Origin of the sequence: Litorivivens sp., from assembly GCF_041625495.1 — a bacterium.
GTDB lineage: Bacteria > Pseudomonadota > Gammaproteobacteria > Pseudomonadales > Spongiibacteraceae > Litorivivens.
Genome location: NZ_JBFJTH010000039.1, coordinates 1 through 26,146 on the forward strand (window position 1 = coordinate 1; position 26,146 = coordinate 26,146).

25 protein-coding genes are annotated in these 26,146 nt (G+C 53.8%); 8 read left to right on the forward strand and 17 right to left on the reverse strand.

Translation table 11 applies throughout. The features are described from left to right. Nucleotides 1–457: 457 nt before the first annotated feature. The 7 genes from ABYP39_RS06635 to ABYP39_RS06665 form a co-directional block, all read right to left on the reverse strand. The gene (locus tag ABYP39_RS06635) at nucleotides 458–1,534 is read right to left on the reverse strand and encodes a hypothetical protein (protein WP_372781698.1); all 1,077 of its coding nucleotides are present in this window, start codon (nucleotides 1,532–1,534) and stop codon (nucleotides 458–460) included. Between the two features lie 63 nt (nucleotides 1,535–1,597). Beyond that, nucleotides 1,598–2,950 carry a sigma 54-interacting transcriptional regulator gene (locus ABYP39_RS06640; protein WP_372747930.1) on the reverse strand — a complete coding sequence of 451 codons (1,353 nt, stop codon included), beginning with the start codon at nucleotides 2,948–2,950 and terminating at the stop codon, nucleotides 1,598–1,600. A 60-nt stretch (nucleotides 2,951–3,010) separates the two neighbouring features. Next, nucleotides 3,011–3,535, reverse strand: a complete 525-nt coding sequence (locus ABYP39_RS06645) for a hypothetical protein (protein WP_372747929.1) — start codon at nucleotides 3,533–3,535, stop codon at nucleotides 3,011–3,013. Further along, entirely contained in the window at nucleotides 3,514–5,031 is a 1,518-nt protein-coding gene (locus ABYP39_RS06650; protein WP_372747928.1) for an ATP-binding protein, read from the reverse strand. The genes ABYP39_RS06645 and ABYP39_RS06650 overlap by 22 nt, the downstream gene beginning before the upstream one ends. An 87-nt stretch (nucleotides 5,032–5,118) precedes the next feature. Continuing rightward, nucleotides 5,119–6,294, reverse strand: a complete 1,176-nt coding sequence (locus ABYP39_RS06655; protein ID WP_372747927.1) for a hypothetical protein — start codon at nucleotides 6,292–6,294, stop codon at nucleotides 5,119–5,121. A 110-nt stretch (nucleotides 6,295–6,404) separates the two neighbouring features. Then, complete coding sequence (gene glmS, locus ABYP39_RS06660) at nucleotides 6,405–8,234, reverse strand: glutamine--fructose-6-phosphate transaminase (isomerizing) (protein ID WP_372781700.1); 1,830 nt, start codon at nucleotides 8,232–8,234, stop codon at nucleotides 6,405–6,407. A 221-nt stretch (nucleotides 8,235–8,455) separates the two neighbouring features. Further along, complete coding sequence (locus tag ABYP39_RS06665; RefSeq protein ID WP_372748493.1) at nucleotides 8,456–9,160, reverse strand: hypothetical protein; 705 nt, start codon at nucleotides 9,158–9,160, stop codon at nucleotides 8,456–8,458. 380 nt (nucleotides 9,161–9,540) lie between these two features. Between ABYP39_RS06665 and ABYP39_RS06670 the strand changes: the two genes are divergently transcribed. From ABYP39_RS06670 to ABYP39_RS06690, 5 genes are all read left to right on the forward strand, one after another. Next, nucleotides 9,541–11,001 carry a TolC family protein gene (locus ABYP39_RS06670; RefSeq protein WP_372748494.1) on the forward strand — a complete coding sequence of 487 codons (1,461 nt, stop codon included), beginning with the start codon at nucleotides 9,541–9,543 and terminating at the stop codon, nucleotides 10,999–11,001. Between the two features lie 13 nt (nucleotides 11,002–11,014). Then, nucleotides 11,015–12,460, forward strand: a complete 1,446-nt coding sequence (locus tag ABYP39_RS06675) for a hypothetical protein (RefSeq protein ID WP_372781702.1) — start codon at nucleotides 11,015–11,017, stop codon at nucleotides 12,458–12,460. A 10-nt stretch (nucleotides 12,461–12,470) separates the two neighbouring features. After that, the gene (locus tag ABYP39_RS06680) at nucleotides 12,471–13,793 is read left to right on the forward strand and encodes a glycosyltransferase (protein ID WP_372748496.1); all 1,323 of its coding nucleotides are present in this window, start codon (nucleotides 12,471–12,473) and stop codon (nucleotides 13,791–13,793) included. Next, nucleotides 13,787–15,088: an HlyD family secretion protein gene (locus tag ABYP39_RS06685; RefSeq protein WP_372781704.1), complete on the forward strand. Its 1,302-nt coding sequence runs from the start codon at nucleotides 13,787–13,789 to the stop codon at nucleotides 15,086–15,088. Before ABYP39_RS06680 ends, ABYP39_RS06685 begins: the two co-directional genes overlap by 7 nt. Before the next feature lie 141 nt (nucleotides 15,089–15,229). Continuing rightward, the gene (locus tag ABYP39_RS06690; protein WP_372781706.1) at nucleotides 15,230–17,941 is read left to right on the forward strand and encodes an insulinase family protein; all 2,712 of its coding nucleotides are present in this window, start codon (nucleotides 15,230–15,232) and stop codon (nucleotides 17,939–17,941) included. A gap of 122 nt (nucleotides 17,942–18,063) precedes the next feature. Here ABYP39_RS06690 and ABYP39_RS06695 read toward each other — a convergent pair whose 3' ends face one another. Next, complete coding sequence (locus ABYP39_RS06695) at nucleotides 18,064–18,363, reverse strand: hypothetical protein (protein WP_372750472.1); 300 nt, start codon at nucleotides 18,361–18,363, stop codon at nucleotides 18,064–18,066. A gap of 314 nt (nucleotides 18,364–18,677) precedes the next feature. Here ABYP39_RS06695 and ABYP39_RS06700 point away from each other — a divergent pair, with 314 nt between their 5' ends. Then, a complete protein-coding gene (locus ABYP39_RS06700) occupies nucleotides 18,678–19,064 on the forward strand; it encodes a nuclear transport factor 2 family protein (protein WP_372750473.1) in 387 nt (128 codons plus the stop codon). A 34-nt stretch (nucleotides 19,065–19,098) separates the two neighbouring features. On the opposite strand, the gene ABYP39_RS06705 is transcribed toward ABYP39_RS06700, so the two are convergent. The 4 genes from ABYP39_RS06705 to ABYP39_RS06720 all read right to left on the reverse strand — a co-directional run bounded on the left by ABYP39_RS06705 (nucleotide 19,099) and on the right by ABYP39_RS06720 (nucleotide 21,268). Continuing rightward, a complete protein-coding gene (locus ABYP39_RS06705; RefSeq protein ID WP_372781708.1) occupies nucleotides 19,099–19,851 on the reverse strand; it encodes a methyltransferase domain-containing protein in 753 nt (250 codons plus the stop codon). Beyond that, on the reverse strand, nucleotides 19,844–20,158 hold the full coding sequence (locus tag ABYP39_RS06710) for a MazG-like family protein (protein ID WP_372760083.1): 315 nt from the start codon (nucleotides 20,156–20,158) through the stop codon (nucleotides 19,844–19,846). The genes ABYP39_RS06705 and ABYP39_RS06710 overlap by 8 nt, the downstream gene beginning before the upstream one ends. A 277-nt stretch (nucleotides 20,159–20,435) precedes the next feature. Beyond that, a complete protein-coding gene (locus ABYP39_RS06715) occupies nucleotides 20,436–21,041 on the reverse strand; it encodes a flavin reductase family protein (protein WP_372750140.1) in 606 nt (201 codons plus the stop codon). Between the two features lie 5 nt (nucleotides 21,042–21,046). Beyond that, the gene (locus tag ABYP39_RS06720; protein WP_372750139.1) at nucleotides 21,047–21,268 is read right to left on the reverse strand and encodes a YdcH family protein; all 222 of its coding nucleotides are present in this window, start codon (nucleotides 21,266–21,268) and stop codon (nucleotides 21,047–21,049) included. Between the two features lie 238 nt (nucleotides 21,269–21,506). Between ABYP39_RS06720 and ABYP39_RS06725 the strand changes: the two genes are divergently transcribed. Further along, nucleotides 21,507–22,631, forward strand: a complete 1,125-nt coding sequence (locus ABYP39_RS06725; RefSeq protein WP_372750138.1) for a nitronate monooxygenase — start codon at nucleotides 21,507–21,509, stop codon at nucleotides 22,629–22,631. An 81-nt stretch (nucleotides 22,632–22,712) separates the two neighbouring features. Here the strand turns inward: ABYP39_RS06725 and ABYP39_RS06730 are convergent, their stop codons facing one another. Continuing rightward, complete coding sequence (locus tag ABYP39_RS06730; RefSeq protein WP_372781710.1) at nucleotides 22,713–23,075, reverse strand: GGDEF domain-containing protein; 363 nt, start codon at nucleotides 23,073–23,075, stop codon at nucleotides 22,713–22,715. Between the two features lie 442 nt (nucleotides 23,076–23,517). Here ABYP39_RS06730 and ABYP39_RS06735 point away from each other — a divergent pair, with 442 nt between their 5' ends. After that, a complete protein-coding gene (locus ABYP39_RS06735; protein ID WP_372750280.1) occupies nucleotides 23,518–23,769 on the forward strand; it encodes an alanine-zipper protein in 252 nt (83 codons plus the stop codon). A gap of 134 nt (nucleotides 23,770–23,903) precedes the next feature. Here ABYP39_RS06735 and ABYP39_RS06740 read toward each other — a convergent pair whose 3' ends face one another. From ABYP39_RS06740 to ABYP39_RS06755, 4 genes are all read right to left on the reverse strand, one after another. Continuing rightward, a complete protein-coding gene (locus ABYP39_RS06740; RefSeq protein ID WP_372750279.1) occupies nucleotides 23,904–24,848 on the reverse strand; it encodes a L,D-transpeptidase family protein in 945 nt (314 codons plus the stop codon). Nucleotides 24,849–24,979: 131 nt separating this feature from the next. Beyond that, a complete protein-coding gene (locus ABYP39_RS06745; protein WP_372763885.1) occupies nucleotides 24,980–25,147 on the reverse strand; it encodes a DUF1761 family protein in 168 nt (55 codons plus the stop codon). 133 nt (nucleotides 25,148–25,280) lie between these two features. After that, nucleotides 25,281–25,658, reverse strand: a complete 378-nt coding sequence (locus tag ABYP39_RS06750) for a hypothetical protein (RefSeq protein ID WP_372750277.1) — start codon at nucleotides 25,656–25,658, stop codon at nucleotides 25,281–25,283. 54 nt (nucleotides 25,659–25,712) lie between these two features. Continuing rightward, entirely contained in the window at nucleotides 25,713–26,027 is a 315-nt protein-coding gene (locus ABYP39_RS06755; RefSeq protein WP_372781712.1) for a hypothetical protein, read from the reverse strand. Between the last annotated feature and the right edge of the window lie 119 nt (nucleotides 26,028–26,146).

Consider the following 26,146-nt stretch of genomic DNA (forward strand, 5'->3'; position numbering starts at 1 on the left):
ACCAAGCGTCTACGTAAAAAATTATCTACCATCATTATTTGACGGTCCGGATTCTGTCGCGCCAACCGCAAACTAAGAGGCCAACCGAGATAACCGTCAGCACCAAGAACAATAATCGGCGAGTTTTGGGGGAGCGGCATAATCGCCTCCTGATTTCCATTGTTGTCGACAGTCGGCGGCCGTGCCTGACTGTGCGGTTTCGTAATGGGTAATCAGCAACTCGCATGCCAGAGTCACAAAAGAGCTGTTTTAAAGGCTTTCTACAGGTATTGGCAGCGCCCTGCGCGAAATAATCACGGAAAACCGTTGCCGTAGTGCGACAACGACTTGGCGCGCTTTCTCCAAGTTATTGATATTAAAAAATGAATGCTTGTATCAGCACGGCGACACCCGACAACGCGCCTAACGCTGCGACGGCTGACCGCGCGCTTGAGTGCTCAGCAAGATAAAATTGGGGCTAACCTAACCACTGTCCTATATGGTTCACAATGGCATTTTCACCCGTTTGAAGGTGGTCAAAGGTCGCCGGACGCGCCGCGAGGCGCGCAAGCACGGTCGCCAACGCCCCGGATGTGAATTCTTCACACGACATTTCAGTTGCTGGAACATGTCGCTGAATCCAATCAATCAGTGCAGTTTCTTCCGGCCAAAGATTTCGGCGCATATAAATCACCGCCGTCTGATTCCTCCACGCTTCGCAGAAACTACCATAGCCCGGCTTGGTTACCAGCACATCTACCGACGCAAGTATGTCTATGTGACTGAGACCCAGTGCCGACATGGGGCTTATCCGAGGGTGGTCAACCAGTAAATTATCCGGAACGATAAGGTGGGTGTCGGTAGGAATATCCCAACCGCTGAGATCATGACGTTGAGCAATACCACCCAGTGAGAATAGAGCAACCCGTCGAATGTTATTGCCAACACGCAACCGAATTCGTAGATCGTATCGCCGCCCGCTTCGCGCCAGCACATCAACCGTCGACAGATTAGACAGACCCGGCATGCCCATACCAGGAGAGACTCGCAAAAAACGACCGGCGCTGTTGTAAATCTTCCGGATATCCGTTGTTACTTGGCGCATTTCCATATCACTGCCGGGGTAAAAACCGTCGAGGATATCTGCCCAGTTCAATGAACAAAATGCCAGCGTGGGTAGGCTCAAGGTTTGCGCTGCACTGATCCACGTAAAATCAACGTTACTGAGAACCATCCGAGGCTGAATTTTTCGAAGACAATCTACAAATATCTGTTGATGCTGAGCATAGTCACGATGCCAACAGAGAAAGCGCTCACGGGTTGTCTCGCTGTCAACGGTCAGCGCGTCACGCATGGCAACCGTAACGTGTTCGGGCGCCGAATGGATATGAACATCCGGCGGCACAAACTCCGCTACGCGTTCTCGTGTGTAACTAGATAAAACGACTACCGGCACATCTGGATAGCGCTGTCGCAGCGCTTCGATGACTGGCACGGATTGACCCAGATGACCAAAACCGTGTGCCGAAATAGCAAATACAATCGCGTTTTTCATTCTACCCGCCGACGAAATCGCGACAGGATAACATTTCTCGCCAAAGGGTCGGCCGCTGTATGACTATTGGTGAGCCTGACGTCGGCCCCGGTATTGACTTGGGTCCAGGTGATGCCGATGGAGCAGTCTGTAAAACTCGGTGCGATTGCGCTTTGCCAGATGCGAGGCTTTCGACACGTTACCTTGCGTAATATTCAGCAACTCTGCCAGGTATTCTCGCTCAAAGTTATCACGGGCTTCCGCAAATGAGGGAATTTCCCCCGAATCCAATTTCAGCGCATTCTGCACCAGCGTTGCGGGGATGACCTGCGTACTGGAAAGCACGGTCGTTTGCTCTACAATATTCTGCAGCTGCCGAACATTACCTGGCCAGGAAGCTGCCACAAGATATTCCAGCGCTTCAGCGGAAAAGCGCTTGCGCGCCATGCCTTTGGTTTCGGCAAGCTGCTCCAGAAAGTGATTCGCCAGCAACGGAATATCGTCGCGCCGATCGCGCAACGGCGGCAAACTTAACTGCACGACATTGAGTCGATAGTAGAGATCCTTGCGAAACCGCTGCTCCTGTACTTCGTTATCAAGATCGAAGTGCGTTGCCGAAATAATGCGAACATCTATAGGTATCGACGTCGTTGAGCCGACCGGACGTACTTCGCGCTCCTGCAATACCCTCAGTAATTTGGCCTGAAAGCCCAACGGCATATCGCCGACTTCGTCGAGAAAAAGCGTACCACCGTAAGCGGCCTGAAAAAGACCCTCATGGCTTTTACTGGCACCGGTAAAAGCGCCTTTACTATGCCCAAATAGCTCCGATTCGAGCAAGGATTCTGGAACAGCACTGCAATTGATTGCCAGAAACGGCTTATCCGCACGGTCACTCGCGTTGTGAATGGAGCGCGCGAGCAACTCCTTACCGGTACCGCTCTCACTCTGTATCAATACACTGGTATCACTTTTTGCAACCATCTTGGCCTGGCTTAGCACTTCTTTCATGATGGCGCTGCGTGTCACGATACCGGAGCAGAAGGCATCCTGACTTTCATCGTCGTCGTTTCCATGAAGCGTTAAGGCACTCTTCACTTCCCTGACCAGTTCGGCACTATCAAAGGGCTTGGTAAGGTAAGCAAATGCCCCCCGGCGTGTCGCCTCCAGTGCATGAGGGATAGAGCCATGCGCAGTAAGCATAATAACCGGTAGCGACGGACGGTTTTCCTTCACGTATTCAAATACCGCCATGCCGTCAATGTCGTCCATTCTCAGATCGGTAACCACTACCTCCGGCTGGAAGGTATCCAGCATAGCCAAACCCTTCCTGCCTCCGTCGGCCGTACTGACTTCAAACGCTTCAGACTGAAGGCGTAAGGAGATCAGCTTGAGTAAGTCCTGGTCGTCGTCAATTACTAATACACGTTTTGCCATAGTCTATCTGCCAAAATCTCTCTTGATCGTTTCCAGTTTACTTTCGGCAGTACTACGCAATCACTGAAAGCGCTGTACTGGATGATTAAGACGCATTTCGATGCTCTTCAGTTCCTCAAGCTTTTGGCGAGCATGCGCCGTCGCTACTCTTGCGGCTCTCAATTGACCGTGTAGATGTTGCCAGGACAGGTTCATATTCAACAAAAGCTGCGCCAGCGCCCGATAATCCGCGTCAAAAAGCTTGTGCTTGCTGTCTTTGATGTATGCATTCAACAAACGTTCAGCCTCAATGTACTGACGCAGCGCATCATTGGAATCGTGTCGCATCAGCGCGATCGCCAAACGCAGCTGGGTTTCCCCATCGCGCTTCTCTTCGTAAGCCGAACGCGCCAATTGCAACGCATTCACGTACTCACCATACGCATAGTCATTGAGCTTATTGTTATAGTGGAGTAGATCTGTCACCGAATCGAGGCTGACGCTATCGCGTGGGCCGAATTCTCGCGGCGAATGGCCCGACTGGGAAGCGCACCCCGTAAGTATCGTAATCGCGATTGCTGCAATCAGGCACTTTCCCTGGTACATGTTGGTTGAACTCCGTTTTCTCGTTCGATCGCGAGGGGCAAAGTCAACTGCATGTGTGCGCCCGCTTTACATTCGATAACATTCAAATCCCCTCGGTGCATGCGTGCATACAACCGGGCAATAGCCAATCCCAGGCCGGTGCCCTTAAGATGACCAGAGTAGGGTGTACTGCTCTGGTAGAAGGGTTGGAATATTTTCTCAGCCTCACTAGGATGGATGCCCGGCCCAGCATCTATGACATCCAGCTGAAGACGACCATTTTGCACCGATTCACTGATTCGAATCACGCCATTATCCGGTGAAAACTTCACAGCATTTGAAACCAAATTGTCAATTATAGCGTCCAGCTTCTCAGAATCTGCAGCGATACGGGTATTCCGCACTTCCATCTTTAGCTGTAAATTCTTCGCGCGCATCGGCAACTCATGTCGATAGATAACCTCTTGTATGAGCGGCTTCAGCACCATAGAGTCCAGCATCAATTCAGATCGTGGCTCATCGCTGATACTAAAAGCCAGCAGGTCTTCAATGCGCCGCTGGAGCTGCACTGAACTACTTTCGAGAATGCCGACAACCTCCAATTGCTGCTCGTTAAGCACACCCACAACCTGCCCCTGCAATAGATTGGTGCCTTCGCGAATACTGGCCAACGGCGTTTTCAACTCATGTGAAATATGCTGCAAGAATATACGTTTCTGGTTGGCCAGCTCACCGAGCCGTTGCCGCAGCCATTCCAGACGATAACCAAGCGCCTGAATATCCTGCGGGCCACCCACCTTAATTGGCTCGTCGATATCGCCCGCGCCAAGCCGCCGAATACTGCGATCCAAGTCGCGCATTGGCTTACTTACCCGGTACATGATCACCAGCCCCAAGCCGGCAGCCACCGGTACGACCATTAACGCTTCCCACAACAATATGGACTGCCCTCGCCTCGCATAGGCGTGAATCCCTTTCACCCTGTCTTCGATGGCCTGACTATTTCGGTCGACCAGACTGCGAGTTAGATCTCGCATGGTATTGAAACGCTGCAATGAATTGACCGCCAATGAACTGTTCGGCGGCTCATTTGTAAAAACGCTGAACAATTCAACAGCGGTAGCGCGCAGTTGAGATATCTGACGTGCCGACTCCAGGTTTTCCTCGCCTTCCAAAAGCTCTGCGGCAACGCTGTCAAACTGCGCCTGCAGATCTTTATAGTTGGTTAGCAATTTTGTATCGCCGATAACCTGGTAAACGCGAGCATTTCTCTCCATTCCCAACAGCAGATCGTTGAGTGTTCGGCTGAGACGGATCGATTCTGTTCCCTCAAGCACCGTCGTCTGACTGTCCAAGGCCAGCTCTCGCATAAACAACGTTGCGCTAGCTACGGCTATAAGTAGCGGCAGGACCACCAGGCAGATCCCAATCGCCACCCAATGCATGACCTTTCGCGGGTAGAGCCTAGCGATGCCCCGCGGCCTAGCCGGGCCCTGTTCCGGTATTGCGCTAACCATCAGTCCACTCCCCCGCCACCGTGCTCATATTCTTCTGTCGATTTTCGTCCGCAAAATTGTCCGTGCCAAATATAAAGCGATGACCTTCTACAATTTGGTACTCAGCAGTTCCAGCACGTTCCACGGTGGAATTTGCGGCTCAAACTGTAGTCCATGTACAGTCACCCCGCGGGTCCATGCCCACACCGAAACACCTCGAAACTGCTCCACCTCACGCGCACCACTTTTGTCGATAGCCGTCAGCGCAGCCTCTAGGTAGCTATCTTGCGTCGGCATATCATTAGCCGACCCCGGCGCTTTCCGACAGGCTCCGCCCCGGCAATAAGCGTGCTCGTGAACCGTGGCCGCCGCAGGCACGCCTAACTGAAAAGGGATGTCGGACCCGGCGGCCCATTTTGCCATTTGTTTTGCGTGACGCGTTGCCCGTCTTTGGTATTCCGTCACAGCCAAGGCCTCGCCAGGCCCTCCAGAACCCAGATCGTAAAGCGGCGCAATCACATAACCATTGTTGAATTTAGTAACTATTTCACGAATATTTTCTAAAGCTGGACCTGCCGGGTTGAGCTGGTTAGAGGAGGTAAAAACTGAGAAAAATCGACCTTGCGGGTAATTCCTGTCTTTGCACTCAACAGGGGAGTGCTGCATGGTCGCCGGAACGGTTCCGGCAAAGTTTTGCGCAATTCTTTTATAAAAATGATACTGGCCATTTTTACGGCTGACGTTAAAGGGCTCAATATCAAACTGCACCCCGGCAACATGAGGGTCAGCACACACTTTGCGCGCCACTTTATCGGCGAAAGCCTTTGCCATCTCAGGCGGCAGCTCATTGAATCCCTTCATGCTGCCTTCGTAGTCGGCACTGACGACGCCATCGATTACCGGCACCACCAAAACACGACCACCAGCCGCGGCGGGATCCACCTCGCGCGCATAGGCCTGCACTGTATTGGCAGCGCTCCCACCGATGAGTTTCCTGTCACTGCTCAGTGGATAGACCGAGATCAGATCATCCAACCTGCAATGCTTGGGGTTCTTACCGGGGCAGTACATTTCGAGGCTGCCTGAATAGGTGTAAACCAGCTGTATCTTATGCCCCGTCTGCGCTGAGCGATTAAAATTGTTCAGCGCAGTCGCAAAATAGCCGGGGTCATAGCGTCGAGCCTCACCGGGCTTATTGCTGATGTCGTAAACCCAGGCAGCATTCGCCCTCGGTACCGCACTCGTAGTACCTTCGCTTTTCGCTGCTAGTATCTCTGGTTGCAAGCATAGACCCAACACTACTACGCGGAGCCATGATGTCCGCAACCACGACCGGGTTTCTTCACGATGCAAGTGCATAATGAATCTCCAGTAAAAGATGATTACTGACCGCCTTACTCGACGGTCACGGACTTCGCTAGATTGCGTGGCTGATCTACATTGGTACCGCGATACAAGGCGGTATAGTAAGCCAGCAGTTGTAGTGGCACGGTATAAACAATCGGTGATATAAGGCCGCCAGATTTTGGTAACGTGAGTACAGTCTCACGTGACGAATTGCGGAACCCGGAATCCTTGTCAGCGAAAACCAGCAGCTTCCCGCCGCGTGCTCGCACTTCTGCCAGGTTGGATTTAACCTTTGCCAGCAGTGGGTTGAACGGCGCCAACGCCACAACCGGAACCTGCTCGTCAACCAAGGCCAACGGACCATGCTTTAGTTCGCCGGCTGCGTATGCCTCTGAATAGATATAGGAAATTTCTTTAAGCTTGAGCGCCCCTTCCTTGGCTATCGGGTACATCTGCCCCCGCCCCAGAAATAGCGTGTACTGACTTTCAGCCAGATGTTCCGCCACTTCGCGAATTTCATTATCCAGCGAATACGCACGCTGAACTTGCTCCGGAGCACGTCGGAGCACATCCACCAATCCCTGTTCACGGCGTCTGCTGAGGCCTCGATATCGCGCCAGTAAAATGGCAAGGAGCGACAGATTCATCAGCTGCGTAGTAAAGGCTTTGGTTGACGCTACGCCAATTTCGGGACCGGCTTGGGTCATAAACACCATATCCGATTCACGCACCAGAGAACTTTCGGCGACATTGCAAATGGCCAAGGTGCCCCGGTAGGGAGATCGCTTGGCAAATCGCAATGCTGCCAACGTATCTGCCGTTTCGCCAGACTGAGATAGTGTCACAAACAGGGTATTGGGGTTTACCACCGCACGGCGGTAGCGATACTCGCTCGCCAGCTCTACTTTACAGGACACCCCGCACAATGATTCCAGCGTATAGCTTGCAACCATGCCGGCGTGATAGCTGGTACCGCAGGCCACAATATGTACGTGTTCGATTTCGCTGAGAATATCCCGCGCGTTATCTCCCAACACATCTTCATTAACCATGCCATCTTTAAGTGCAGGCACGAGCGTGCGTTCGAGAACGACATTCTGTTCAAAAATTTCCTTCTGCATATAGTGCTCATACAAACCCTTGTTGAGCTCCAGAGCACTCTGTCGCGATTGACGCATTTCTCGAACAACAACGTCACCATTTGCATCAACTATGTTTACTGAATCCGCACCAACCTCAGCAACATCACCTTCTTCCAGCGTGATGTAATAAGGCGTCAACGGCAGAATTGCAGCTATATCTGACGCAAGGTAGTTTTCCTTGTCAGCGACCCCAATCAGTAGGGGGCTGCCCCGCCGAGTGGCGATAATTTTGTCGGGATGAAATTTACTGACAACGGCAATCGCGTAGGTACCATCGAGTCGCTGCGCAGCCTGATACACAGCATCGAGAAGCGTGTCGCAGCGCTTACTACAGGCGTGCACCAAATGCGCAACAACTTCGGTATCAGTCTCCGAGCGAAACTCATAACCCTCGGCAACCAACTCTTCGCGCAGTGTCTCAAAATTTTCAACAATACCGTTGTGGACTAGCGCTATCTCGTCGCTCGAAATATGAGGATGTGCATTAACAACCGAAGGCTCACCGTGTGTAGCCCACCGCGTGTGGCCAATACCGGTATGCCCAGCAACGCGTTGAGTCGCTAAACGCTCTGAGAGATGGGAAACGTTTCCCAGTGCACGTGCCATTTTTAAACCGTTTTCATTGACGACAGCTACACCGGCCGAATCATACCCGCGATATTCCAGACGCTTTAGCCCTTCAATCAGCGAAGGCACTACATCGCGCTGACTCGCTGCTGCTACCAATCCACACATACTCATTCTCCTGCTATCAACCAAATTAATGACTAGCGATATCGCTATCTGAATTTTCGTGGTGGAATAATTGCAATGGCCGTGCCATTGACTCAGGGCTGGCAATACTGCACAAAACTGCGTGTTTCAGTTAGAAAATAGCCAATCCTAGGGTTCAGAAAGGGAATTGATCAGCGGAAGTGCCTTCGATCAAGCGACAGTTTTTACGACAACCCCGCAAACTATCCTTGATCCTGTCGCGCCCTGTCTCTCAGCGACGACTGAAAAACCTGGTCTCTCATCAGCGTTTGTAAATCCGACTCATGGACGCTTATTTTTTCACGTGCATCAAGCAGCGATAGCAAACCATCAATCTCCTGACAAAGATTGATATTATCCGACAGCAGACGGCGCCTGATTGAAAGCTGCTTCCTTTTATTTGCTGCATCTCGAAATCGGCCGCGCATTTGTCTAGACACACGAATCACTTCTGATATGTTCTCAGGGGTAGCCAGACTGAGCAGCAACTGATCCGCGTGTTTTTTTGTTGCTTCGCATTGCGCCATCGCCTGGCGTCGCTTACGTTCCAGTACTCTCACTCTTCGCAGCATCTGTCGACGTCTGAACACAAGTTTCCAGAATGACATTTTCGCTAATTCGTCATTGTGTTTATCAATCTCAGCGGCTATCTGGTACAAGTGCTCAAGCGCCTGTGCCGCTTCAAGCCTCGCACGCAAAATATCGTCTCCCCCCAGATGGGTTAAGGCAGTTACCAGCTTGCGTTGTTTACTGTGATTTTCTCGCGACTCGGACAGCGGAACGTCCAGTGCATCGCGTTCCTCTTCCACCGTCTGCAATAGCTCTCGCAGCGCACATGCTTCACTGGCAATCGCGGTTCGTAGCTCGGCAACGCTAACACTCACCGTTGGCAATTGCGTATTAATCACAGCTCCTCATCCCCTCGCCCGTTATTCAATCGATCAGAATGCAAGAATTGGGCACACTATTTCAGGCTCCAAAGTGCGCCCAAACAGCACATCGTGACCAACCAGCACACCGACCGAAAACCTTCTGTCGCGCTCAAGCAACAATATTTTTTACATATTCATCAGAGACTTAGCTATATCCACAAGAGCACCTGTAGCTACATCCCGACAACATTAGGCACTGTGCAACACCGGCGCTCCCCCGCAGTTTTCCCTAAACCGTCTTAAGTGCTTGTCTGCTCTTGTGTTTCCAAGACTGGCACAGCTCTTGCCATTCCCTTCGCAAGCTCGCAGGAGCTGTTTCAGCCTCGGAAACAGACATTGTAGATTGGGGAGTTATCGTGAACACACAAAGACAGACGTCAACTCGACACCGTAAACACTGCCAGGGCGAAATCCAACGCCCCTTCAGAAAGCGACTACTCGCCGCCAGTATGTCGGCGGTGGTCGCTGGCGCACTTTTAAATTCCACTAGCGCAATGGCGCAAGTGGATAAGATCGAAGCACCGCAAGAAACCAGAGAGGCGGTGCCCCTGAGCAAATCTGCGAAGGCTTGGTTAGGATTCATTACCCAGATTCGCAACCTGTCTCAACAATCTTATCGCACCAATGCCCAGGAACTCGAAAGACAGTCCCGAGAGGCAGCGCTCGCCGCGGAACGGGGCGACCTTGGCCTTACCCTGTCGGCGAGCCACTCACGATTCCCAGACGGACTCGGTGGCGACGTGAGCAACGGCACAACCAACTCAAGCCTGGAAAAATATACGGATGTCAGGCTCAACTACCGCCTGTTTGATCAACTGCTTCGCAAAGGCTCCCGGGTAGATGCAGCAAAAGCGCGATTGAAGCAGGCCGAATACGAAGTGACCGAGCAAACAGCAACCGCGGCGATAGAACTCGCTCGAGGCTCGGCGCAGGCATGGTCGGAAAAATACCAATATCAGGCGCTATCCGAAGCACTGGAAGCGATTCAGGCCGCCAAAAAAAAGCTGAAGCTGTCAGCGGAAGCCTCGATGCCGGAAATCACCGAAGCGACGCTGGCAAACGAAGCCGAAGCACTTATCCTGCACAACGAGATCACCAGCGCGTTCGACAGTCTTTCACCTTTTGAGCCATCTGCTCCGAGGCCGCCTGAAGACTATACGGTACTGCCGCTGCGCGCCCCGGGCAGCGACGATATCGTTCGCCTAGCCAACCAATCGCCTGAAGCTAAAATGCTGGAGCTTGAATCTACGGCGCTGAAAGAAGAAGCCCAATCCTATCGTGGCAACGGTATCGATCTCGATCTCTTTGCCGGACAGGTCTATCAGGAAACAGCAGCTGGCGGCCCTGAGCTCGACGACGGACCACAGTATGGCGCGGTGCTGACCATTCCACTGGGTGCCAACGACTACTATCGTGGCAAGGCGCTGCGTTTGCAATCTGAAGCACGCCGGCGCCAGGCGGCAGACGCCTTGCTGGTACGCCAGCGAGAACTGATTCAACTCAGGAACGAATGGAGCCAATCCGTAGCCGCCATGAGTCGAGCCACTGAACGCATGCGTCAGCAAAACCGGATTCTCACTCAGATGCGAAAGCGCGCTGAACATCCCGGCTCTGGTCGTGCACCCCATCCATGGCAGATCGATGTGGAAAACGCGAGGTTTTGGCTTCGAGTCGCGGAAACCTGGAACGCGCGTGGCGAATGGCTTTCCAATCTGCTGGCCTGGGCCGTCGTTGAACCGGAGTTTCTGACAAGTGAATTCAGAGAAAGCAATTATTCCCGGGACAACGCTATCTGCGCTCCCCTGTATGAATGCTGAGGAGGAAATACACATGGTTTCTGCACTACGCAAAACGTCAGGTACTATTCAGGATAGCAAGCCAGTTCCCTACGAACTGGTTGAACTGAAAGAGTTTGACCGCGTTACCGATGAAGCTGCGTCGGTGCGGGCTATCTTTGGACAGCCGATATCAGAGGCGGTAGCGGATAAAAGTATACTGCCATTGGTCATCATTGGTTACGACAAGCAAAAGATTGTCAGTTTACTGCGCGATTGCCGGGCCAATCTTGAAACCTGCCTGCGGCCTATCGCCGTCATAGGAATGACCGAGCACGCCTTGGACCCGCTCGTCGATCATCTGGCAGACGGCGTTTTGCCCCCTCGACCTGATAGCGAACAGCTTCGCGACATGTCGGTAACGCTTAACTTGCTGCATCGACAGTTGCGCGACATCCGCATGGAACCCGAAGACAGGCCGCTGAGTCTGCTGCAGTTCCTCTATACACGCGGCAGTAGCCTGCAACCCACTGTGTCGCCGGATGATCCCCAAGCTTACAGCTATCCGTTAGCCGAACTGCTGATGGACGTTAACGCCAATCAGGTACGCGAGTTGCTCGACGACATGGCCGTTCATCAGATAGTCAGCCAGACACATGTCGATCGCCTGTTTACCTGTCCGGACTGCGGTCACTATCGCGTGTGTGTAAAAGAGCTGTGTCCCGAGTGTGATTCCACGCACTTGGAAACGCAGGAATCCATTCACCACTTTCGCTGTGGCCACGTCGGGCCAGAATCGGACTTTATGATCTCTGGCCGACCTGTCTGCCCGAAATGTCGCGGCGACGTTCAGCATATCGGGGTGGAATATAATCGTCCCGGTCGGTTTGTTGTCTGCGGCTCATGCCACTACTGGGCGAGCGAGCCGGTGCTTACTGCTTGGTGCGCAGTGTGCAACACCTACCACTCTCCCGCTGATCTGCAACCGGTGAACATTAGCAGCTACGCCCTGAGCCAGAATGCGATGGCGATAGCTCGGATAGGCTCCTGGAATCCCCAGCAGGTCGGCGTTGACTCCCGCAAATCCGCACAGACTGGCAAAACCCGAGCAAGTAAATCGAAGCCCGGCGCCAAGAAAGACAGAACAATGGCCAAGCCGCTCGATGCCATTGCCAAGGTCGTCATGAAAATAGCGGATGAGAATGACAATCCGACTACCGTTTACCGAGCCGCACTCAATGAAAAGTCGGCCGACTGGCAGGACCAACTCGATGAAGCTCGAGCCACTATTCAGACATACGCCAATGAGTCGCTGCTTTGTATTGAACAGCGTCAAGCTGAATTGATGATCGTGCTTCATGATTCGTCCGAACGTCGAACACCGACCTGTCGACAACTAGAGAAAGCCGTTCGACACGAAACCGGCATTGATCTGAGCGTCGAAGAAATCGACGACAACGATGACAGCATCGTTGCCAACCCATCCGACCGGTTGGCGTAAGGCGATAACCATGTTGAACGAATTTTCAGTTGCCTTCGGTCAATTCTGGAGTGAATGTTGGGCGCTAGTGGAAGCGCTTACACTCTGGGAACTGGCATTGATCATGTGGCCGTTTGTTTTCCTGTCGATACCGCGTTACATCCTGTCAGAACTGATAGTACTGGGACAGGTGTTTCGGACCGAGCCTGCGGAGAAAGTTCGCTTTCGTCAGCAACTAGCGATGCAGAAACCGCTGGTCTCCATACTGCTGCCAGGCTACAACGAAGCAGAAACACTCGAAACTACTGTACTGTCGCTACGCGAACAATCGTATCCCAACCTGGAGATCATCGTGGTCAGCGACGGCTCCACCGATGGCATGGACGAGATTGGTCGACGCCTTGCTCGCCGTGGCTGGATCCGCTATTTCGAGCACCGACAGCGCGGTGGTAAATCATCAGCGGAAAACTTTGCCGCAAACGCTGCACGCGGCGATTACATGGTGATATGCGACGCCGATTCCACCTTTGATCGCGACTCGGTCTGGCATTTGCTGGTGGAATTCTACGACCCAGAAGTACAGGCGGTCGCGGGAAATCTGCGCGTGCGAAATGCAACTACCAACTTACTCACTCGCTGCCAGGCTATCCAATACCTGTTCAGTATAGGCGTCGGCCGCCGTGCATCCGCAGCCGCCGGCACACTGTCGATCGTATCAGGCGCCTTTGGCGCACTGCGCAGCTCGGTCGTCAGGCAGGTCGGTGGCTGGGAAGCCGGCCCGGGTGAGGACGGCGACCTCACCACCAAGATATGTCTCGCCGGTGGCAAGGTCGGTTTCGCACCAAGAGCCATGTGCATGACCGATGCCCCCGACATCTGGTGGGGCTATTTCCGGCAGCAACTTCGCTGGAATCGCAGTGTCGTGCGGTTTCGCATTCGCAAATACCGCGGCATTTTCAACCCCTTCAGTCGCACATTCAGCACGCGCAACCTTCTGGCCGCGCTGGACGAGGTGGTGTTTGAGGTGATCTTTGCAATATCACTACCGATATACGTCACCTGGATGCTACTGAATCACGCCGAGATGTTCTGGCAGGTGACCGCGCTGGTCTCCGTGCTTTATGTCCTGGTCAATGTCTTTCACTACTTTATTGCGCTGGCAGTCAGTGAGAGACCGAATCTCGATTGGCCAATGGCCCCATACCTGCCTTTGTATGGCTTTTTTACGGGCCTCTATCTGCGCACCGTAAGACTGCTGGCCTACGCCGATGAATACATCTTTAAACGCTCGTATTGGGAAACTTACGTTCCTGAATATGTACAAGCTCAGTCAAGGAAGTTTGACTCATGGTAAACCGACAGCAAACAGCTCTACGTAAACGTGAAGAAACCGCCCCTGTTCGCGCACGTCCTAGCGGCGGCACGCCTGCCCGCCCCTGGCGTCAGTGGCACTCCAGCACGCAAGCGCAGGAGTCGATGCCGCTGGAGGTGGCGCGCCCAAGCAAACCACAATGGGGCCGTTACATCTATCTCGGTATTATCGCCTGCATTATTGCGTTACTTGCTCGCGAGGTGTACACGAGTGTGTTCTGGTTTAACGCCCAAGGCGCTATCAGTGGCCGCCAGTACAATGTCTCGCCATCTCAAACGGTCACCATTGACGAAGTGTTAATCGAGCCATCTCAAGAGGTGCGCGCTGGTCAAGCGCTCGTAAAACTCAACTCGCCGGACCTGGTTCAAGCGCTGGCGCGCAATGAGGCAGAAATAGCTAGGATTCAGGCAGACCTGATGGAAAGTACCTCGCGCATCGAATCGAATCGCGAAGACCTCCGGGCGCAGATAGCCACAACCAAAGCACGCGTGGAAGCGCTGGAAAGTAAATCGCGTACCGAAATTGAACGTATTAATGCCATGCGCCGATTGGTAGCAGCCGGAGCGGTTTCCAAGGGTAGCCTGCAAGAACTTGAAATGCAGCACACCGAAACCTGGTCTGAATACCAGCAGGCCAAGGCCGAACTACAGTCTGCCTACCGACAGAGTTCCGCACTGGCAGAAGCTGAACGTAACTCCAGTGACAACGCACTACCGGAAGATCGTCTGGCCTCACTGACAAAGCTGCGCGACAGCATTCAAACCCAGCTAAACAGCCTGGAATTACGTGCCCCATCTGACGGTGTGGTAGCCACCGTTCCCGTGTCACGCGGTGATGTACTGAAGGCCGGCGAACCTGCGGTTATCATGCTGGAGCAGGACGACACCCGCGCCTTTCTCTATTTCCCACCGTCAGCACAGGGTCGCCTGAAGGTTGGTCAGGTAGTACCGGCTCACACCTCGGCTGGCGCTGAACTTCCTCTGCGAATAGAGAAAATCTATCCTCGCATGGAGAGCAAAGCGGGGCAGCAATATAACCAGCTAAATGCTCCGGCTGACGCTGCACTGGTTGCTGAAGCCGTACCGGTCGATGGCAGCGAGTTCCCTGAAGCGATGAACTCTGGAACCCCTATTTACGGGAGAGTGCCACGTTGGTCTCTGGCTGAGGATATCGACGCGACGCTAACGTCACTGTTTGGTAAGGAAGCTGTCGCTTCACCCGAACAAAACCAAGCGCAGCAAGAAGAGCATACTGAGGCTAGTGAAGAACAGCGGTAAGTCTCCAACAACAAAGTTTCGTTACTATTCGCGTGCAGGCTGTTGCCCGCACGCGACATTTAACGCCAGAATACCTTTAATTTAAGCGTTTTCTGCAAAGACATTCGACCCTCTCGTCGCGCTGCACTACAGTGCAACTCTATGACGGCAAACACCATCGCAACCGGTATAGCTCGCTGCACAGTGCCGGCACTGACCCATCACTTGCTTGTACTCAGTCTGCTGCTGCCAACCGGAAAGCCACTGGCTGACGCTCTGCCCTTCACGGTCCGGGACCATAGCAATGGCATGCGCAGCGCCTACCTGTCGCGTCCGGCACGGGCAGACTCGCTCGTCGCCTTGCAATTCGATGTCGGCAGTTTTCAGGACATTCACGGCATTGACGGGCTGGCACATCTTGCAGAACACCTGCTGCTACGGCAGCATCTTCCGGCGGATAAAAACAATACGCAATCGTTACGCGACTTCCTCAAATCGCGCGGCGGCCGCGTTCAGGCGAAAACTGGCCACCAAACTACGCGCTTCTTTTTTCAGATTAGCAGCCGAGAACTACCAACATTGCTGAACGGTCTAGATCATATACTGCGATCTCCAACCTTTCCCCCCAACACCGTCGCTGCGGAGATCAGCGCGATCAACGATGAATTTGCCTTTTTAAATACAAAGCCAGAGCAACTGCTATGGGACGCACTGAAAGTTACCACCGTGGCAGAGCATCCTTTTCGTCGCTTTAGCGCCGGCAACCTGGACAGTTTCGCAGCTCATCCATTGGAAACTATCCGCGCGGCTCTCGCCGATTTTTATCGCCGTTTCTATCAGGCGTCGACGCTGACCACGATTGTGGTAGCGTCATCGCCAGCCGCAGAACAGCAGAGCTTGATAGCCCAGACCCTCGGCACCCTACCCAGTACCGACGTACGCACCACCTCCGCACCAGCGCTGTTTTCAGCGGACGATATGCCTCAGCAACTGGAGATCCGCTTCCCGACTCCCCAACCGCAGATAGTGATGCTTTACCCATTGCACGGTGTTGACCGAAACGAAGCAGAGCGCGCGATTGCGTGGCTTGACTATTGGGTGGAAAGCGACCGCGTCGGAAGTTGGCAACAGCAACTGATTGACACCCAGCTGGTAAAGCAGGTGACGTTGGAGCCCGGACTATCGGCGGGTAGTGCGGCCACGCTTAGCCTACAGATTCAACCAACGGCTAAGGGACTAAGGCATATTGAACAGATTCTCGCAACGATCAACGAAGCGCTACAGGCCCTGATAACCCAGAGCGACGGGCATGCGCTTTATCGCCAATTCCGGCTAGCACCGTCATCGCCACTACCGATTGCAATTGACAATAATGATATTTCACTTTGGTTCAAACAACTTTCCAAACACGAGCAAGCAAAAGAACCTGATGGCACTTTTCATTTCAGCGATGCCTTTCGGCGCCAGATCCACCTGAACAACTCACTCGTGGTACTACTGGCCAGCACAGTCGAGGGACACCAGAAATCTCCTGTTTTCCACGTGCCGTTTACCCATCAGCGCCAACGTTTCCGCCAGCAGACACCTATTAAATTGAGCAACTTCACCCCACCACAGCCACTCTCCGACCTCCCGTCTCTATCTGCGCTGGCTGATCGCGCCTCGAAACCAGCGTTATTTTTAAGCACACCCGCATTGAGTGCCTGGCATTCACCCAGCGATGACAAAGACAGTGACGTGCTGGTCCGGCTGTCAATGGAGTTGCCAGACTGGTCCAACAATGTGCGCAGCAGAAGTTTAAGGGCTGTATGGTTACGGGCATTACAGACAGCAGCCAGCACAGATTCCGCTAGTTACTGGTACCAGCACGATAAAGGCATCGGCGTGTCGTTGCGGGGCAAACCGAACGCTTTAAAGCGTAGACTGCGAAAACTGGCAGACGAGCTCAAGCAGACCGTGACCGAATCCAGGTTCGCTCAAATCAAAAAGTCTCTTATTCAGGAGTGGCAACAACCACCGCGCTACCGCTTTGCCTTTGAAGCTCTGGTGGAAGATCTGAAACAGGCAGTTATCGCTACCTACGATAGTCCGCAAGACAGAATAACCCAATTACAGACACTAGGCCTGAAGTCACTGCGAGACTTACAGAACAGCGCGCTGCCCGCGCGGACGACACTCTATATCTATGGGTCAAATCACCAGACAGCCAAGCAGTTGAGCGCCAGCCTTGAATTTCCGCACCACCGTGCGCACGAGCTGCCACAGCAGTTTACTAGTGCATTACGCCCCGGTAAGCCGCAAGTTTTCAGCCGCCATCTTGCCAGTGACGCCAACGCCTTGCTGCGCTACCAGCAGGCCCCGGGAAGCACACCAGGCGACTACGCCCACCTGCAAGTTTTGCTACCCATGCTCCGGCATCAATATTTTGCAAGCCTGCGTGAGGCGCAACAACTGGCCTACGGCGTCACAGTGGTTCCTGTAAACCTGAGAAACCACGAAGGCATTGCGCTTATTGCTCAATCCGGCACAACACCACCGGACAAACTCCAGCAAGCGACAGAAGACTTTTTGCACGATTTCACCCGATGGCTGAATACGGTGCCAGATACCCAATTGGAGCAACTCAAGGTCAAAGCCTTGGCGGAGCTACGCAATCAACGGCAACCAGAAGAAACCCTGCGAGGCGATAAGCTGGCATCCCACTACTGGTCGCAGATAACCCAAAACCGCGCCGATGGTGATTGGTCACGGGCGGTTGAGACCAGCTTGGAGGATCTGAATCGCGATCAATTGACCCGCTATTTTTTGAGACTATTTGATACAGAAACTCAACGCAGCCTAATTTTAAAAGGAAAGCCGAAAAACCAGGGCTAACGAATTGGCGCTGCCAAAGCAGCGCCTGCAGATTAAAAAAGCGGTGACGGCGCAGGTGTGGGGATAGCCTCGGAGGTGCCGCCACCGCAGGAAGCGAACCCAACCTTCAAGTGTTAACCAGATTATTGGGGGTGCTGATCAATCGCGGAGAACTCGCTGAATTCCTCCGAGCTCAGATGCCCGTCGGTATTGGTATCAAGTTCACCGAAAGACATCGCCACGTCGGCGTTGGATTCCGCCTCTTGAGGACTGATCAATTGGTCCTGATTGGCGTCCAGTGCTGAAAACATGCCCGCGTTATCTCCGGCAGCCTGCTGTCCGTCCTGTTTCTTCTCGTCCTGGTCGAATAGACCGGCGTTGGCGCCCATGGCCACTATCAACAGGGCAGAAGCAACACTCACCATATGGGATTTACGTTTCATGACAGATCTCCTGTGAATTCTTAACCAGCAGTAGACGCTCTCAACCACTGGCTGAAGCGCCCCTCGCTACAGGTATTCCAATGATCGTGCCAACTTTATTTTTTTATAAAATCAAAAGGTTGCAAAACCATGCAGTATGCACACCTAGAAAAGTGTCTCCAGATCCTTGCAGAAAAACTCACAATTTATATTTAGTTCTTATTTTTCAAACTGTTATCGATGTCGCTAGACCATAACAGGCAATACAGCGGTCATTGAAATTTGCTGGCAGCCAGCGCAAACTTTGCCGGCGACCGCGAAAGGAAAATGGCAAGATGGCATTGACGATTGAAGACCGATTCGAAATTCACGAGTTGCTCGCGCGTTACGCCCACGCACTCGACTACCATAACCTGCCCGCCATGCGCGACATTTGGACCGATGATTGCCGCTTTCAGGCGGATGAGCCTGAAGTGAATATTTCGGGCCTGGACAACCTTATGGCGTTTTTCGAGCAGACAGTGGCCGCTGTACCCAACGCCCGCCATATAATTTCAAACATCTATGTAGTTGGCAGCGGCAGTGAAGCACTGTGCCACGCGTATCTACAGGTCATGGATGTTGAACAGGGCACCCAGCTCGGCGCCGGGCGCTATCGGGACGAGATGGCCCGTACCGCCTCTGGCTGGCGCATACGCACCCGGGTGTTTACTGCCGGGTAACCCACCCTGCTTCTGTAAAGATGCGTTGAAATCACTAGGGGCTTTTACGACACACCAAGTGAACGTAGCGACCAAGCTGCCAATAGGGTTCACGCGCACCGTATTGCCACTCCACGGCCATAACGTCTTCGAGTGATCGCTGCGCACGCAGCGCGCGCGGCATCAAATCCAACGCAAAACGCACACTGCGGCGACCGCTTACCTGCAAACCCAGTGCCTCCAGCTGGCCAACCACGGTCATCGGATCTTGCGGCGAAGGCGGGGTGAAACTACCCGGTTCTCCGGCAAAAGATTCGGCCTGCACTTTATACAGGTTACCCTTCACCATATTGGCCAACGCAATGGCATGCACATTGTAAAACAGCAACGATAAATGGCCACCAGGTGCCAACGAGCGAGCCAGCATGGGCAATGCCTGGGCCGGTTCTGCCAGCCACTCCAATACCGCATGGCACACCACCAGATCGTACCCACCTTCAGGTACCGTGTGCTGCTGCAGTGTCTCCTGCCGACAGCTAACACTCGGCGGCAAGTTCTCCTTAGCCAGCTGCAACATATCGAACGCAGGTTCCGACAGACACACCCGGTGCCCGAGCGCGGCAAGGCGGGCGCTAATCTGCCCGAGCCCACCGCCGGCGTCCCAGCAAGTTAGGGTATGGTCATTCAGGGCCAGCTGCTCCTGCATATCGCGCCAGACCAGCGCCAAACGCAACTCCCCTTTACTGGATCCATAGATCTTGTCGCGAAAGCGCTGGGCGCGGCCGCTGAACACCTGATCTTCACTCATTCAGAAAACGCACCTCATTGTGGCTGCATTTTTCTGCCACAGCGTCTACCAGATCAATGTCGAGCACGTCCGCCAAGGCATTGATATACATCACCAGATCGGCCAGCTCCTCGGCTACAGCGTTAGCCGTCGGCACCGCCTGGCCATCACGGGTACCCGACCACTGAAACAGGCGCAGCAATTCCGCGGCCTCCACGCTGATCGCACTGGCGAGATTCTGGGGAGTGTGGAGGGCCTGCCAATTATTGTTCAGCGCAACACGCTCAAAGGAGCGGCTAATGGCTTGCAGATCAAGTTGACGGTTCACTTATGCACCTCCTCCGGCTGGGGAGGCGCAAGCATACCGGAAAACGACGGGCGAAAAAAAACCGGGGAGACCCCCGGCTTTAGTATCGTCGACATTTGACCCCCGGCATGGGATTGCATCCCTACGCGTAAATTCCGTTTTACGCTAGCCTTCCCTGAATAATCTGCCATGCCTGAGTCAAGAGGGCCGTCCTTAGCCCGAGAATGATTATCACTTCAGCGCGACCGGATAAACATAGGAAAAAACAGCGGCGCTTTGTAGGATATATCTTACAAATTCAGCGCGGCCGCTTGATGGTGACCACCTCGCCCAGCAGACCATAATCATCCCCGCCGAGACGCGCAATGGGGTCCAGCGCCTTGGCATCCACCTGCAAGCGCCCCTCGTTCTCGACGGCTATATCATCGCTGATATAGATCTGGCGAACCCGGCCATAAATCACCGCCTGGGCACCAATTTCGTGGTGTTCGTAGAGCTCGCAGGCATAGGCCACGCGGCAGTCCGACAACCGCGGCAGGGCAAAGTCGCCAAACTCTGTGGTTGCCAGGCCGCTGCGCTCAAGCTCGGAGTCGCCATGTATCAATGGCGCGCTGCTGGCGGTTACGCCCTCCATCATCTCCCGATGGGCAATATGGACGACAAAATGCCCGCGCTCCAAAATATTGCGTCGGGTGTCCTTAATCTCTCCGCCGGGCTTTTTGCCGATCGATAGCATTATCAGCGGCGGATCGCTGCACACACCACTAAAATAGGAAAAAGGCGCCAGATTCAGGCTGTCATCACCATTGTCTGATAGCACCCAGGCCACCGGCCGGGGAATCAGGGTTTGGATCATGGTGAAATAAGTGCGATTTGGAGAGAGTTCGTTGAGGTCAATAAGCATGAAAATCAAGCATTGAGGTCGGGAATGATGCGCGCTCGCAGGCGCACAATGCAGTCTTTAACGTAGAGTTTTTCCTTCTTGAGTCGGCGCAGCTCCAGCTGGTTATGGAATGGAACTTCCTGCTCCTTTTCCTGCAGGTCGAGGATCTTCCTGTCAATTTCACGGTGCAGGATACGCAGCTCGGTCAGACGCGCCCGAATTTCCTTGTGATCCAACTCTTCTATCATGGGCCAAACTCAGTGAGCCAATACGTCGGCTTGCGCTAGCAAGCCGCCAGCGCCTCATAGTAAATCGAATAAGGTGTAGACAAAAGGGGCAGCCAAAGGCCTGATCTAAATAATCACTGAATTTTGGCAAAACCCGCCATTGTTAGGGCCTGGCAGCTCGGGAATACTGTCTCCAGAATGAGCCATTGCCGAAAGCGAGTGCTCACCGACTGTAAGTGACCAACCTGGGAGATAACACATGCGTTCCGAAATCTGCGACAAACTGGGTATCGAACACCCGATTTTCGCCTTCACCCACTGCCGCGATGTGGTGGTTGCCGTCAGCAAGGCCGGCGGCATCGGCGTTCTGGGCGCGGTGGGTTTCACCCCTGAACAGCTCAAAGAAGAGCTGGACTGGATCGACGAACATATCGGCGACAAACCCTATGGCGTAGACATTGTTATTCCGCAAAAATACGAAGGGATGGGCGACATGTCGCCGGAAGAGCTGGAAAAGCAGCTTAACGCCATGGTGCCCCAGGAACATATCGACTTCGCCCAGAAACTGCTGGCAGATCACGGTGTTCCCGAGTGGGAAGACGGCACAAAAACCATGGGCCTGCTGGGCTGGACTGAAGCCACCGCCACACCGCTGCTCGAAGAAGCCCTCACTCGCAAGAAATGCGTCATGATCGCCAACGCGCTTGGTACACCACCGGCCGACAAAGTGAAAATGATTCAGGACAGCGGCCGCCTGGTCGGCGCCCTGTGCGGTAAGGTCAAGCAGGTAAAGTCACACGTCGAAGCTGGTCTCGATTTCATTGTCGCCCAAGGCGGCGAAGGTGGCGGCCACACAGGCGACGTTGGCTCCATCGTATTCTGGCCACAAGCGGTCGCCGCCGCCCAAGGCACCCCTGTGCTGGCAGCGGGCGGTATCGGCACCGGTCAGCAAATGCTGGCTGCCATGGCGCTGGGCTGCGCTGGTGTATGGACCGGCTCACTGTGGCTTACCGTTGAAGAAGCCCACGCCGAGCCCGCCCAAAAAGAATCTCTGCTCAAAGCCAGCAGCGAAGACACCGTGCGTTCGCGCTCGTGGACCGGGAAGCCTTGTCGCATGTTGAAAAATGACTGGACTGAAGCGTGGGAAGCTCCCGAGAACCCCAAACCGCTGGGCATGCCCTTGCAGGGCCTGGTATCCAGCGACGGCATCCGCCGCACCGCCAAATACGCCGGCGTGGCCGACACCCAGGCCGTGGCATTCAACCCGGTGGGACAGGTAGTCGGACAGATCAACACCATCGAATCGACCCGTGGCGTAATGATGCGGCTATTGAACGAATACGCCGATGCCTATGAAAAAGTGACTGCCCAGCTCGAAGGCTGACACGCTGCACCAGTACGAAAAGCCGCCCATGAGGCGGCTTTTTTACGCCCATTGAGAGCACAGCGAAAAACGGCAGCCAGGTTACAGGCTGGAAGCTGTTGCCCTTCCGGGGCTGCGCACAGTAGCAGCATCAGCCCTGCTGTACACCGGGTTGTGCAGCCCCTCAACATTGGTTTCGATACCACCCCCACTGAAAGTGTTAGGAATCTTAGTGTCATCATGATTCAACGGCTCAGACGTCAACTCGGCCCGAACCCTGCTCAGGGTATCCAGCACAAACTTGCTATCTACACGTGGCAATACCCGCAAAAATGTATCACCGCCGACTCGCGCTACTAACGCACCCGAGGGAAAGGCCCACATCAAAGAACTGGCAACACATTCCAGCACCCTGTCACCGCAGGCCTGGCCGTGGATATCGTTTATTGCCCTAAAGCTATTCACGTCTAACGCAGAAATATCGTTACCTGCGCCATAACTATTCAGTTAAACCGCCCCCCAAGAGGGACTATAGTCTCTGCTTGTTACACCAATGCCGTACAGCACCACCGCACGGATGACCGGGGCGACACATAGGCGAGAAACGCTGCTCCTCCCTTGGCAAAAACAAGCTTACAACGGCCGCTGGCATGGCGTAGCACCTTGGGGCAACGAGCCGCCCTTTGAAATACTCATTGAGGCTAACAATCGTTCGGGCGGCGCTGATGCCAGGCGTGCCTATAGCCCGCACTGCTTGAGAGATATGCTGTCCATAGAATCGCGCCAGATACCCCCTTTAAAGAAAAATAATCTGCTCAAACTGTAATATTTATGCACGCACCTGTTGACGGGCGTCTTTGATCGCGTAATCTGAGCAAACAATAACCAAGGAAAAGGAGAGCTTTTCATGAAACACACAGATTTCGGTTCCAGCCTCAAAGCAGGCGCATTGGTAGCCCTGTTAGCCTTCACCACTGGTTGCGCCAGCACTAGTGAGATTCAGCAGGCCAACGCCACTGCCGAGAGCGCATTGCAGGCCGCCCAGCAGGCACAACGCACAGCCGAGGAAGCCCTGCGCAAGGCTGAAGCTGCGCAGCGCTGCTGCGACGACAACACGAAGAAAATCGACCGCGCCTTCGAACGGGCACAGCAAAAGTAAGCCTGAAAGTAGCTCGGTACCGCCGCCCCCTCCGGGGCGGCTTTTGGCGCAGCCCGGACTAAGCCTCTGTCTAACATACCCCTATGGGTTATCGCTGACCGGCGGCGCAGACCCGACAGTATCACGCACGTCTTTCATTGGGTGACAGGATAGGCCATGCCGTCCGCTCGCTGAAACACTTCGCTCACACGCTCCCAGTCCACATCCTCCGCCGCAATCTCGGGTTGGCTTTCAACTTCATTGCGAATAATTTCCAACAACGGCTCGATATCCCGACTCTCTGCGTCCGTCTCATCGGTCGGCGGGTGCACTTCGACGAAAAGCCGCCCCTCCCGTACCGCCGCCTTGTGCGGCTGATCGATTATACGAACCGGCGTACCACGCCCGACTCGGTTGAACAGTGCGGCGATGTCTTCCGGGTACAATCTGATACAGCCGTGGGAAACGCGCATGCCGATACTCAATGGCTTATTGGTGCCGTGAATAAGGTAACCTGAGATACCCAACAACAGGGCGTAATCACCCAGCGGATTGTCCGGGCCAGGGGGCACCACCGCCGGCATAGGCCGGCCATTAGCCTCATGTTCGGCCCTAACCGCAGCCGGCGGGTACCAAGCGGGTTGCGTCAACCGCTGGACAATATGGGTAACACCCAGTGGGGTGTTCCAGTTCTGCCGCCCGATGCTGATCGGGTGCGTAATGACCTTCTGGACATCGTCGGGGCCTTCCTGCGGCGGGAAGTAATACAGGCGCTTTTCCGCCAAATTTAGCACTATACCCTCACGCGGCTCGTCGGGCAGAATGTACTGGTTAGGAACCGTCACGACAGCGCCCACTTCCGGCAACCAAGGGTCAAGCTCGGGGTTGGCCAGGCGCATCTCTTCGTAGCCCATATTGTAACGGCGGGCAATATCCACAAGTGCGTCGCCCTCCCGCATTGCCGTTGACGAGTTTTCACCTATGATACGGGTATCGGTTGTCGACAACACAAAGGTACCTGCCTGCAAATGCAGCGACAGCGTGTACGACAGGAATAATAGGATACCCAGGCTGGAAAAATTGTTTTTGACGGTGCTCAACTACGCTCCTGCACTGGCATTTGAAGCCTTATGAAAAGCAAATCTTAGCGTATTTCTGCTGAATAACTAAGGTGCCGCTGAGCAAAATCGTCGGAAATATTAATAGTGCACTCAGCCCTATTAAAACCGGCTCAATCGCGAGATATTGGTATCGCAGTACCGGGGCAAGGTACCGCGGTAAAGTGGCCAAGCATCCAGGCATTGCCGAATACCACCGGGCTGTACCATAGCGCGCCCAGCATCATGCCGTTTGCGGCACCCACCACAACATCTATTAACGCAATCGATGACATCTCCATAAGAACATCTCGATTACTGGAACTATTATCTTCTACTGGTCGAGCAGTAGCCGTGGACCTTGCGACCGTAGACACTCTTTATTCAAATCTCCCGGACACACGTAGACGCGTGTATGCAGAGAAAGCCAGCCACTCAGTGAGGCCGTACTTCAAGTACGCTTAGCTTGCTATGGGACTTATGCAGCTCCATTTCAAAGCGACCACTCTTGTCGGCCACAAAAGAAATCTGAGAGGCTTCGTCGGGCTTGAGATCAGCTGAGAGATCATACCCATGAAGGTGCACTTCGTCTTTCTTGTTGGTGAAAAACCGGAACGTTACAGGCGTGCCTTCAGTAACCGCAACAACCACAGGCCCTTCGGCAAGCTGACCATCTATAACGTTGAATTCGAATTGTCGTGTCTGCAGCTCAGTAGGCTTTGCGGCGGACTGCGGTGCCGGCCTCATCACTAGAAACAAACCGCCCAGTAACAACACCCCAAGCAGCAAGATAGAAACTGTCGATTTGTTCACTGTGCTTCTCCGATTTTATCGCGCACAGACATGTTTTATACACGTCTTAACCTGTCATAAGAACCGCAAGGCCGTCAGCGGCTGAGCCAAAATCCACAAACCTGCGATTGTAAAGCCAATCATTAACGCCAGCATCGGCAGATGACTAAGCATGGCTTTGCCGCGTACACCAAAAACCTGCAGCGCAACTCGATGGGCAACCCAGACACTGACAACATGACCAATCAAAATTAAGCCTACCTGAGAATGCCAAACCACCGCCATGTCCGGCAAAATTGGGGCCCGATAACTGTGCAGTGTGCCGAACAAATTCCATTGCCAACCAAACGGGTCAGCCGCCAGACTGATAATCTTCAGGCCGTGACTCAAGATCAGCTTTTTTGAGGGCGAAAAAAAAGGGGCTGCTAACCTAGCAGCCCCTTTAAGTATTGGTGGGTCGTGCTGGATTCGAACCAGCGACCAATTGGTTAAAAGCCAACTGCTCTACC

Coding starts and splice junctions, on each gene's coding strand:
- ABYP39_RS06635 (WP_372781698.1), bottom strand. CDS start 1,534: ATGAAAAACGCGATTGTATTTGCTATTTCGGCACACGGTTTTGGTCAT.
- ABYP39_RS06640 (WP_372747930.1), bottom strand. CDS start 2,950: ATGGCAAAACGTGTATTAGTAATTGACGACGACCAGGACTTACTCAAG.
- ABYP39_RS06645 (WP_372747929.1), bottom strand. CDS start 3,535: ATGTACCAGGGAAAGTGCCTGATTGCAGCAATCGCGATTACGATACTT.
- ABYP39_RS06650 (WP_372747928.1), bottom strand. CDS start 5,031: ATGGTTAGCGCAATACCGGAACAGGGCCCGGCTAGGCCGCGGGGCATC.
- glmS (WP_372781700.1), bottom strand. CDS start 8,234: ATGTGTGGATTGGTAGCAGCAGCGAGTCAGCGCGATGTAGTGCCTTCG.
- ABYP39_RS06675 (WP_372781702.1), top strand. CDS start 11,015: ATGGTTTCTGCACTACGCAAAACGTCAGGTACTATTCAGGATAGCAAG.
- ABYP39_RS06680 (WP_372748496.1), top strand. CDS start 12,471: ATGTTGAACGAATTTTCAGTTGCCTTCGGTCAATTCTGGAGTGAATGT.
- ABYP39_RS06685 (WP_372781704.1), top strand. CDS start 13,787: ATGGTAAACCGACAGCAAACAGCTCTACGTAAACGTGAAGAAACCGCC.
- ABYP39_RS06690 (WP_372781706.1), top strand. CDS start 15,230: ATGACGGCAAACACCATCGCAACCGGTATAGCTCGCTGCACAGTGCCG.
- ABYP39_RS06695 (WP_372750472.1), bottom strand. CDS start 18,363: ATGAAACGTAAATCCCATATGGTGAGTGTTGCTTCTGCCCTGTTGATA.
- ABYP39_RS06700 (WP_372750473.1), top strand. CDS start 18,678: ATGGCATTGACGATTGAAGACCGATTCGAAATTCACGAGTTGCTCGCG.
- ABYP39_RS06705 (WP_372781708.1), bottom strand. CDS start 19,851: ATGAGTGAAGATCAGGTGTTCAGCGGCCGCGCCCAGCGCTTTCGCGAC.
- ABYP39_RS06715 (WP_372750140.1), bottom strand. CDS start 21,041: ATGCTTATTGACCTCAACGAACTCTCTCCAAATCGCACTTATTTCACC.
- ABYP39_RS06720 (WP_372750139.1), bottom strand. CDS start 21,268: ATGATAGAAGAGTTGGATCACAAGGAAATTCGGGCGCGTCTGACCGAG.
- ABYP39_RS06725 (WP_372750138.1), top strand. CDS start 21,507: ATGCGTTCCGAAATCTGCGACAAACTGGGTATCGAACACCCGATTTTC.
- ABYP39_RS06735 (WP_372750280.1), top strand. CDS start 23,518: ATGAAACACACAGATTTCGGTTCCAGCCTCAAAGCAGGCGCATTGGTA.
- ABYP39_RS06745 (WP_372763885.1), bottom strand. CDS start 25,147: ATGGAGATGTCATCGATTGCGTTAATAGATGTTGTGGTGGGTGCCGCA.